Source organism: Dietzia sp. NCCP-2495, from assembly GCF_026011735.1.
Lineage (GTDB): Bacteria > Actinomycetota > Actinomycetes > Mycobacteriales > Mycobacteriaceae > Dietzia.
Genome location: NZ_BRVN01000013.1, coordinates 72,943 through 81,655 on the forward strand (window position 1 = coordinate 72,943; position 8,713 = coordinate 81,655).

General features: G+C 67.8%; 11 protein-coding genes. 5 read left to right on the forward strand and 6 right to left on the reverse strand.

The features are described from left to right. The first annotated feature begins 92 nt into the window (after nt 1-92). Nucleotides 93-854: a hypothetical protein gene (locus tag OPF83_RS12055; RefSeq protein ID WP_264887699.1), complete on the forward strand. Its 762-nt coding sequence runs from the start codon at nt 93-95 to the stop codon at nt 852-854. Between the two features lie 104 nt (nt 855-958). Further along, the gene (locus OPF83_RS12060) at nt 959-1,372 is read left to right on the forward strand and encodes a PaaI family thioesterase (protein WP_375546261.1); all 414 of its coding nucleotides are present in this window, start codon (nt 959-961) and stop codon (nt 1,370-1,372) included. A gap of 146 nt (nt 1,373-1,518) precedes the next feature. Here OPF83_RS12060 and OPF83_RS12065 read toward each other — a convergent pair whose 3' ends face one another. Next, a complete protein-coding gene (locus OPF83_RS12065) occupies nt 1,519-2,961 on the reverse strand; it encodes an NAD(P)/FAD-dependent oxidoreductase (protein ID WP_264887700.1) in 1,443 nt (480 codons plus the stop codon). A gap of 225 nt (nt 2,962-3,186) precedes the next feature. On the opposite strand from OPF83_RS12065, the gene OPF83_RS12070 reads away from it, so the two are divergent. Beyond that, a complete protein-coding gene (locus OPF83_RS12070) occupies nt 3,187-4,512 on the forward strand; it encodes a class I SAM-dependent methyltransferase (protein ID WP_264887701.1) in 1,326 nt (441 codons plus the stop codon). Nucleotides 4,513-4,546: 34 nt separating this feature from the next. Next, nucleotides 4,547-5,026 carry a nitroreductase family deazaflavin-dependent oxidoreductase gene (locus OPF83_RS12075; RefSeq protein WP_264887702.1) on the forward strand — a complete coding sequence of 160 codons (480 nt, stop codon included), beginning with the start codon at nt 4,547-4,549 and terminating at the stop codon, nt 5,024-5,026. A 115-nt stretch (nt 5,027-5,141) separates the two neighbouring features. On the opposite strand, the gene OPF83_RS12080 is transcribed toward OPF83_RS12075, so the two are convergent. Continuing rightward, nucleotides 5,142-5,624 (reverse strand): MaoC family dehydratase, encoded by a 483-nt coding sequence (locus tag OPF83_RS12080; RefSeq protein WP_264887703.1) that lies wholly within the window; start codon nt 5,622-5,624, stop codon nt 5,142-5,144. Nucleotides 5,625-5,689: 65 nt separating this feature from the next. Here OPF83_RS12080 and OPF83_RS12085 point away from each other — a divergent pair, with 65 nt between their 5' ends. After that, a complete protein-coding gene (locus OPF83_RS12085; protein ID WP_264887717.1) occupies nt 5,690-6,457 on the forward strand; it encodes a thioesterase family protein in 768 nt (255 codons plus the stop codon). Nucleotides 6,458-6,602: 145 nt separating this feature from the next. Here OPF83_RS12085 and OPF83_RS12090 read toward each other — a convergent pair whose 3' ends face one another. The 4 genes from OPF83_RS12090 to OPF83_RS12105 form a co-directional block, all read right to left on the reverse strand. Further along, nucleotides 6,603-7,112 (reverse strand): GNAT family N-acetyltransferase, encoded by a 510-nt coding sequence (locus tag OPF83_RS12090; RefSeq protein ID WP_264887704.1) that lies wholly within the window; start codon nt 7,110-7,112, stop codon nt 6,603-6,605. Continuing rightward, entirely contained in the window at nt 7,109-7,501 is a 393-nt protein-coding gene (locus OPF83_RS12095) for an SRPBCC family protein (RefSeq protein WP_264887705.1), read from the reverse strand. Before OPF83_RS12095 ends, OPF83_RS12090 begins: the two co-directional genes overlap by 4 nt. A 69-nt stretch (nt 7,502-7,570) precedes the next feature. After that, a complete protein-coding gene (locus OPF83_RS12100) occupies nt 7,571-8,122 on the reverse strand; it encodes a DUF309 domain-containing protein (RefSeq protein WP_264887706.1) in 552 nt (183 codons plus the stop codon). Nucleotides 8,123-8,277: 155 nt separating this feature from the next. After that, nucleotides 8,278-8,580 carry a hypothetical protein gene (locus OPF83_RS12105; protein WP_264887707.1) on the reverse strand — a complete coding sequence of 101 codons (303 nt, stop codon included), beginning with the start codon at nt 8,578-8,580 and terminating at the stop codon, nt 8,278-8,280. Between the last annotated feature and the right edge of the window lie 133 nt (nt 8,581-8,713).

Genomic DNA, 8,713 nt, shown 5'->3' on the forward strand with positions numbered 1-8,713 from the left:
GCGGTTCGGGGGGATCGAACTGCGGTGGAGAGCTGTCACCCGTTGACGTAGCCCGCATGCACGTGGGGAATCACACAGGGGGAAAGACACATATGACTTCCATTCTGCCTGAGCAGATGGTCGGTATCCGCACCGTTTTCGAGGACACCTCGGAGACTCTCGGGGGGTTCCGGACCGGGTACCCGAAGTTTTATTCGATGGCGGATCTGGGTACGCAGTCGCGCCGCCGGTGGGTGCCGCTCGAGGAGGCCGTCACCGGCGGTCGCGTCGAGCTGATGTTCCGCAACTACTTCGCCGATTCCGGCGACATCCGCTTCGCCACCTACCTGGTCGCGGAAGCGTTCACTCACGGTGTCCTCGGGCGCGCAGTCGCCAGCTTCGCGACGATCGGCCGCGTGTGGGACACCGGTGCCGAGAACATGGCCGTGCGCACCGACATCGAAGGCGGCCTGGACTGGGCCGGGGTGCGGGACACCACGCTCCGGGTCCTGCAGGATGATCCGTGCGCCGGTTCACCCGGCACGGTGGTGCTCCCCTGCGAGCAGGCCATGGCCCAGTGGCTGGTCTGCCGATCGCGGGGAACGCTCTCGTCGGTCTTCGCGGGACTGTCCGCGGTGAGCAACTGTAGCGAGGACACGCTCTGGTCGATGGCCGGGGAGAGCGTCCTGGGTGCCGCGACGATCGTCCCGACGTTCGCCGGCACCAGCCCGGAGACGGGGTACCGCCGCGGACAGCTCGTCCTGCAGGCGCTTCATCAGTCGGGTCTGGCGGTGCGCAAGCGCAGTGGGCTGCCCCGGACCCCGGGTGCCGGCCCGATCCCGGTCCGCGACCGTGGGTGGCGCTCGGTCCGCTGACACCCCGGACCGGCGCACGACTCCGGTGAGGTGGCCGTGACCGCGGGGGGTAACGTCGACCACAGTTGACGCCCGGATGCGCCGGGCCGGTGGAAAGAGGTCAGATGTCCGAGTCGGTTACCGATTTCATCCAGATGGTTCGCGACAACTCCGGCGTCGGTTTCGGCGGCGGCGTCGGCATGGAGTACACGGAGGTCGGCCCCGACAAGGTCGTCGTGACCGTCGAGGTCGGCCCCCATCTCCATCAGCCCTACGGCATCGTCCACGGCGGTGTGTACTGCGCCATCGCAGAGGAGGTCGCGAGCATCGCCGGAGCGGTGTGGCTCGGTGGAGAGAGCAAGGTCGTCGGGGTCAACAACTCGACCGACTTCCTCCGCGCCGTTACAGAGGGGACCCTCACCGCCACCGGCACCCCGGTGCATCGGGGACGATCGCAGCAATTGTGGCGCGTCGAGATCGCCGACGACCAGGGTCGACTCGCCGCGGTCGGACAGGTGCGTCTGGCCAACCTGCAGTAGAACTCCGGCCGTCACGGGAGTCCGAGAAACCTCCGGTACGAGCGGCCTCCGATACGACGAACGCCCGGCGGGAATCCCGCCGGGCGTTTTCTCGTGTGTCCGTCTCCCTCGTCGGTCCCCGGGTCGGGGCCCGACGAGGGGAGGAGTCAGTTCGTTCGGCCTGCTTCGGCCGGTGTCACGCTCGGGGACCCGGAGGGCTGAGGGGCGGACGACGAATCGACTTTGGAGCGTTCCGCGGCGACCTGCTCGAGAGCCTGTCGGGCGTAGACCCACTGCTTGGTCGAGGTGAGCTGCGAGCGGTGCTCGCCGCCCATGTGCATTCCCCACGAGAACATGGTGGTGACGCGGTTCTTGAAACCGATCAGGTATGCGAGGTGGACGATGAGCCACATCACCCAGGCGATGAAGCCCGAGATCTCGATCTTGCCCATTTTCACCACTGCGCTGTACCGCGACACGGTGGCCATGGAACCCTTGTCGAAATACTTGAACGGTGGACGCTGGGCCGAGGAACCGCCCTTCTCGACCTCGTTGATGATCTGCTTGGCGGCGTACTTTCCGCCCTGGATGGCCACCTGGGCGACGCCCGGGAGGTTGTCGAGGCTCATCATGTCGCCCACCACGAAGATCTCCGGGTGGCCCGGCAGCGAGAGGTCCTTGTTCACCAGGACACGCCCGGCGCGGTCGGTCTCCGCGTCCGTCTGGTCGGTGAGCATCCTGCCCAGCGGGCTGGCCTGGACGCCGGCGGACCAGATCTTGCAGGAGGCGGCGATGCGGCGGACCGAGCCGTCGGGATCCTTGACCTCGATGCCGTTGTAGTCGACGTTCGTCACCATCGCGTTGAGCTGGATCTCGACACCCATCTGCTCGAGACGGACACGTGCGGCGTTGCCGAGCTTGTTGCCGAACGGCGGCAGCACGGCCGGTGCGGCGTCCAGGAGGATGACGCGGGCGGTCGCCGGGTCGATTCGCCGGAAGCTGTCCTTGAGGGTGTGCTGTGCGAGTTCGGCGACCTGACCGGCCATCTCCACGCCCGTGGGACCGGCGCCGACGATGACGAAGGTGAGCAGGCGCTTGCGCTCCTCCTCGTCGTCGATGACCTCGGCCTGCTCGAAGCACCCGAGGATTCGGCTGCGCAGCTCGAGCGCGTCGTCGACCGTCTTCATGCCGGGCGCCCACCGTTCGAAGTGATCGTTGCCGAAGTACGACTGGTTGGCACCGGCGGCGACGATGAGCGAGTCGTACTCGATGTCGAACCCGATGTGCCCGGCGTCCGCGTGGATCCTCTTGGCGGCGACGTCGATCTGGTTCACGTCTCCCAGGACCACGGTGGCGTTCTTCTGGTCCCGGAGGATCAGGCGCGTCGGCGGAGCGATCTCGCCGACCGAGAGGATTCCGGTGGCCACCTGGTAGAGCAACGGCTGGAACAGGTGGTGCCCGGTCCTGGCGATGAGGGTGACGTCGACGTCAGCCTTCGCCAGTCGCTGCGCGGCGAACAGGCCACCGAATCCGGAGCCGATGATGACGACACGGTGCCGACGTGGCGCCGACGCGGCGACGGGGACCTGGTCGATTGCGGGCTCGGTCATTGCGGCTCCTGAGTGGCTCGGTCTGCGGCGGCTTTGTGGCGTCAACTGATCTGTCAGCCCGAGCACGGCGCTTCGGGCACGATCCCCAAGGATAGTGGCCTGCAGTATCACGTGCACGCACAGGAGGTGGACTCCCACAGTAGGTGCCCCCGACGCGCCTACAGGACGCGCGGCTCCGGCGGCGGTACGGTCCTGGTTCAGGCACGCCCAGTGAGGAGGGAACCGGTGGTCCGACTCGAGCCGCAAACGGTCGATCTGGAGCGCTGGCCTGCTCTGGCCTCTCCGACCGGGACGGGTCCGGCCGGCGTCGTGGCGGAGGCGTTGCGTCGAGCGGCGCGCGAGCTCGGGATCCGCATCGACTACCCGGACTCGTCGGCTGCCGGTGAGTTCGATGCCGGGACCACGGTGGTGCTCCGCGATCCGGAGTCGTTCTGGATGCGACTCGCCACCGGCGGAGTGCTCGGTCTGGGCGAGTCCTTCATGGCAGGCGAGTGGGCGACGTCGGACCTCGTGTCCGCTATCGGCGTGCTCGCGCCGTGGATCGCAGAGCATCCGGACTGTGCGGTTCCGGGGGAGCGGGCCTATGGCCGGGACCGGCGCGGTGGCCGGGAGGGTCGCTCGTCGCACGGAGGCCGCCGCCGCGACCGGACCTCACCGGTGTCGCTGGAGGACTCGGTCCCGGGAGCGCTCACCTCTCTGTACACGGACGAGACGATGTCCACCTCGGGCGCGGTCTTCGCCTCCGGTGCCCGGACGCGGAGCCGGCTCGACGACGGCCTCGACGTCGTCCATCTCGAGGCTCCGTCGGCGCGGCCGCGCCGCTCTGATCTGGGCGACGCTCAGCGCCGGTCCGCGGACATGCTCCTCACGCTCGCAGGGATCCACGCCGGGTCGAGAGTTCTCGTCGCGACTCCCGGGTGGGGCGAGGTCCCGATGCGGGCGGCCGAGCGGGGGGCGCACGTCCGCACCATGACGGGTTCCACCGAGCGGCTCTCGGTTCTGGGGTCGAGGTTCGCCGGAGCCGATCTGGAGGACAGCATCTCCCTGTTCCTGGGTGCTCCGTCAGAGACCGGCGGTGCGGTGGACGCACTCGTCGCCGTTGATCCGGGCGTGGAGTCCGGCATGGCAGGGATCGACGAGGTCGTCAGTGTGGCGGATCGGCTCCTGGAACCGGGTGGACGACTGGCCCTCCAGGCGATGGTGTGCCCCGGGAAACCGGCACGTGCACTCGTCGAGCTCGCTGCCTGGGAGGCGACGTATGTGTCGAACGCCGGACCGGCGCCCGCGTGGTCAGATGTCACCGAGTTGCTCGAGCGGTCGTCCAGACTCCGACTGCTCGGTCGGGTCGAGGTCACCTCGCATCACGCGGAGACCGTCCGGTTGTGGTCGGAGACGTTCGCGCTCAAGGGAAGAGACGCCGCCGCTCTCGGGTTCGACGCGGTGTATCGACGGATGTGGGCATTTCACCTCGCTGCGCAGGAGGCCGGCCTCCGGCGGGGCTGGGTGGAGTCGGTGCAGGTGCTGGCGGGCGCGTCCGACGCGGTGCTGTGACGCGACGAGGCGTCCCGCGTCATACAGTCTGTGTATGAGTAACCTTCTCACCCCGGTCGCGATCTGGTTCGGACGGAAGGACGCGACCCGCGAGAACTCGTCTCTCGTGGTGACCGTGGATACCTGGATGTCCAAGGTCACGCGCGGGCGCCTCCCGTTGCTGCGGGTCGCCGGTCTGCCCACGCTGACCCTTCATGTTCCCGGCCGTAAGAGCGGTGCCCTGCGCAGCACTCCACTCCTGTGCGCGTCGTGGAACAACGGACTGATCATCATCGGCTCCAACTGGGGCGGCGAGAAGGCGCCCGCGTGGGTCTACAACATCCGGGGAGCAGCCGAGGGGCAGGTGGAGATGAGCGTGTACGGTGCCCGACTGCCGGTCGGTGTGCGTGAGCTCGAGGGCGCTGAGCGTGAGTCGGCCTGGGCCGCCGCCGTCCGGGTGTGGCCCAACTACGAGATCTATGCAGGTCGTACCGACCGGACACTCCCGGTCTTCCACCTCACCCCTCGGCTCTGACTGACCGAATCGACCCGAGACTCTGGTGGCACGGTTGTCGACTTCCCCTGGCACGGTCGTCGGCCTCCCGGGGCGCGTGATCCGCGGCGGAGACCTCACCGGTCAGGCCCGCCGATCAGGCTCGTCGCGCGACCATGTTCATCGCGGTGGCGGTGAGGATCGGGTCGCCGTCCTGGTTCACCAGCGTGACGTCGGTGGTGAGGATGCCGCGGTCCGGCTTGGACCGCGACGGGCGCACGCCGGTGGTCTCGCAGATGAGCGTCAGACGGTCGTCAGGCCGCAGCGGACGCACCCACCGGAGTTCGTCGATCCCGGGGGAGGCCAGACTCGCGACACTGGTCAGGTAGTTGTCCGCGAACAGTCGCATCATCAGTGCCGCGGTCTGCCAGCCACTGGCGATGAGCCCACCGAACGGGCCTGCCGCTGCGGCCTCCGGATCCGTGTGGATGGACTGCGGATCGTAGCGGCGCGCGAACTCCATGATCTCGTCGGCGTTGACCGACTCCTCGCCGAAGGAGTAGCGCGCCCCCTCGGTGTAGTCCTCGAGATACCGGTCGCCGATCGGGCGGGCGAACTCGTCGAACTTCGCATTTCCCATGTCTTCTCCTCAGGTCCCTGCTGTACGCTTTGAGTTAATCACGACTTACTCAACTGGGGGCGATGATGTCCTACTTCGACCGTCTCGACGCGAACCGCTTCGTGCCGACCCGACACGTCAGTGGCGCCTGGGACGAGACGATGCAACACATCGGCCCGGCCCTGGGCCTACTCGTCCACGCCGTCGAGTCGGACCTCGCCGCCCGACGTGACGATCCCATGGTCATCTCACGCCTGTCCTACGAACTGCTGGGAGTGGTCCCGATGGACGTGGTCGACGTGGCCGTGGAGGTGATCCGACCGGGGCGGACCATCGAACTCGTCGAGGCCACGTACTCGCACGGAGATCGAGTCGGGATCCGGGTGCGGGCGTGGTTGCAACAGCCTCGTGACACGACAGAGCTCGCGGGGGACGGGTTCGACCCGATCCCGGGTCCAGACGAGATGGCGCCGTGGGATCCCACCACCGTGTGGCGGGGCGGCTACCTCGCCTCGGCGCAGGTCCGCCGCATCGCCGACGCGCCGGGCCGGTCACGGTACTGGGTGCGCACCGACGTGCCGCTGATCGCGGGGGAGGAGGTCGGAGACCTCGCACGGATGGCGGCGCTGTTCGACATCGCCAACGGCATGGCCATCCGCGCCGACCCCGAGCAGGTGCACTATCCCAACATCGACCTCACAGCCCATCTGGTCCGCCCACCGCGAGGGGAGTGGCTGGGGTACGACACCCGGGTCACCTTTGGCCCCGGCGGACTGGGTCTGACCTCGAGTGTCATCCACGACGAGGCCGGCCCGCTGGGCACAGTCTCGCAATCGCTCACCGTCCGGCCCTGACCACAGGCGAGCACTCGCCGGCCACGGCGTGTGTTAGGCGCGGCGAGTGCTCGACTCGGCGTGTGCTCGAAGCGCGGTGTGCTCGACGCGGCATGTACTCAACACAGTGCCCGCGACACACGGCGTCCGTGACATTCGATGCCCGCTACAGCTGGCGTAGGAAGATCCGCATCCCGGAGCCGCTGTCGGGATCGAGATGGCTGAAGCCGTTCCGCTCGTAGAAGCGGCGGGCGTCGACGTCGGCGTCGTCCACGATGATGTGCAGTTCGAGGGCACCACGCGCGTGTACCTCGGCCCTCGCGCGGTCCAACAGTGCCGCTCCGACGCCGCGCGACCGGAGGTTTGGACGGACGTAGAGGTCCTCGAGGTGGGCCAGGGGACCGTCCCAGTACGCGGTGGGGCGCAACGTGAGAGAAGCGATGCCGACGCCGTGCCCTCCCGGATCGGTCGTGGCGACGACGACGAGGACGTCATCCCTGTTCAGGAGGCGTTCTATCCGAGGTACGTCCCGGTCGGGATCAGGTCCCGGGCAGTCGAACTCGGTGTTGAAATCGTGCAGAAGCCGCGTGACTAGCTCCGCATTGGTGGGCCCGGCGATCCGGATTCTCGCCCCGGCTGCCGGCCCGGGTTCCTCGCCGCTGGCGTGTGTGCTCATGCGCTTTCGGTCAGGAGTCTGAGTCGGTCCAGATCAACTGCGACCATCGTGTAGTCGCGGTCGAAGTCGTCGTCGTCCATTTCACCCTGACGGATGGTGAACACCACCTCGGCACCCTCGGGGTGCGGCACCACGCGCAGTGGGTTGTAGGTGACGGATCCGTCCGGGAGGGTCACCTCGTGGTCAAGGACGCCGAGGTCATTTCTGGGCACGAACCGCACGCTGACCCGGCCCATGGGGGAGTCCATTACCAGTGTGTCGTCGCTGATCTCGGCGGCGCCCTCGGCGAGCCCGGCCGCCCAGTCAGGAAGTCGGGATGGGTCGGACGCGAGGGCGTAGACCACGTCCGGGCTGCGGTGGATGACGACGCTGAGATGCCGACTGTTCATGGTTCGAGCGTAGTGGCGTCGTGTGCTCAGTCCTGCGGATCCGGAAGAGTTCTCGAGGACCGATTCGGCTCAGAGTTTCGGCGGGTTGACGCACAGGCGAGGCGTGAGTTGCTCGGGCGTCGGAGAGGCGCCGCGCCGTAGGTCCGCTGAGAGGCGGTGCGCGTAGGAGACGAGGCCGGGCGCGTCGATGCCATACGGGGCAGGGGGAGTGTCGCGGTTCTCGCCAGCGCTCTCGCGCCTGCTGGTGGGGGGCCCGGCGCTGTCTCCGATTCGTTCGGCCGCGCGCTCGAGAAGCGCCAGCGCGCCGGTGTTGTTGCCCCGCTGGACGTGCGTGATGCCTACCGCCAACTGGGCGAGACCCTGCCAGAGGAGTCGCTCGTGTGAGGGGCAGCTTTTCCATGCGCCTTCGAGCACCTCGTGGGCGTTGAAGGCCAGGCCCCGGTCCAGCAAATCCTGGGCCCAGGCCAGGGACGTCTCGGGCGGCAGGTCGAGATCCTCGGGGATGCGTTCCACGCCCACGCTGCCGGGTGGCAGTGGTCGGCCGAGTTCGTCGCGGGGACGCGCGTTGCGTGCCCGGCCGTCCTCGTCTCGATCGCGGTTCCTGCGCTCCGGGGTCGTCATGGCCACATCCTCCCATTCGGCGGAAATGGCGACGGCCCACCGGCGATTCCGGCGGGCCGTCTATGGCGTGAGGATGTCTGTATTCGCGTACTGCCTGGTGGGTCAGCGGTCACTGGACAGGCAGAACGGTGTGGGCAGGCGTGGGCTCAGTCGTCTCAGTCGTCATCCCAATCGTCGTCGTCGTCCCAGTCGTCATTCCAGTCATCGTCGATGCCGTCGAGGAGGTGCCAGGGGATGGTGACGCCGAGCGAGCCGACAGCGGCGTCGATCTGGCCGCGGAGGTGGTGGGGGATGTCGATGTCGTCGAAGAGGCCGTCGTAGTGGACGACGCCCTGCTCAGCCGGGGCGGGAGCGGAGGCGGTCTGTGCTGCAGCCGAACCGGCACCGAGGCCGGCGGTCAGACCGAGGGTCGTAGGGACAACTGCCAGGAGGGTCAAAGCCCTTGTCTTCTTTGCCATGCCTCAACTATCGACGGGGTGAATGAGGTCACGATGAATCGGTTATGAGTCCTCCTTCATGGTCATCTCATGTGGGGCACAACGAACTCCGGGCGGCGGTGACGGTTGTTTTCTCCAGTAGCAAACAAGGTGA

Bases quoted from the DNA above. Each gene is read 5' to 3' on its own strand.
- OPF83_RS12055 (WP_264887699.1), top strand. From the start codon at position 93: ATGACTTCCATTCTGCCTGAGCAGATGGTCGGTATCCGCACCGTTTTC.
- OPF83_RS12060 (WP_375546261.1), top strand. From the start codon at position 959: ATGTCCGAGTCGGTTACCGATTTCATCCAGATGGTTCGCGACAACTCC.
- OPF83_RS12065 (WP_264887700.1), bottom strand. From the start codon at position 2,961: ATGACCGAGCCCGCAATCGACCAGGTCCCCGTCGCCGCGTCGGCGCCA.
- OPF83_RS12075 (WP_264887702.1), top strand. From the start codon at position 4,547: ATGAGTAACCTTCTCACCCCGGTCGCGATCTGGTTCGGACGGAAGGAC.
- OPF83_RS12080 (WP_264887703.1), bottom strand. From the start codon at position 5,624: ATGGGAAATGCGAAGTTCGACGAGTTCGCCCGCCCGATCGGCGACCGG.
- OPF83_RS12085 (WP_264887717.1), top strand. From the start codon at position 5,690: ATGTCCTACTTCGACCGTCTCGACGCGAACCGCTTCGTGCCGACCCGA.
- OPF83_RS12090 (WP_264887704.1), bottom strand. From the start codon at position 7,112: ATGAGCACACACGCCAGCGGCGAGGAACCCGGGCCGGCAGCCGGGGCG.
- OPF83_RS12095 (WP_264887705.1), bottom strand. From the start codon at position 7,501: ATGAACAGTCGGCATCTCAGCGTCGTCATCCACCGCAGCCCGGACGTG.
- OPF83_RS12100 (WP_264887706.1), bottom strand. From the start codon at position 8,122: ATGACGACCCCGGAGCGCAGGAACCGCGATCGAGACGAGGACGGCCGG.
- OPF83_RS12105 (WP_264887707.1), bottom strand. From the start codon at position 8,580: ATGGCAAAGAAGACAAGGGCTTTGACCCTCCTGGCAGTTGTCCCTACG.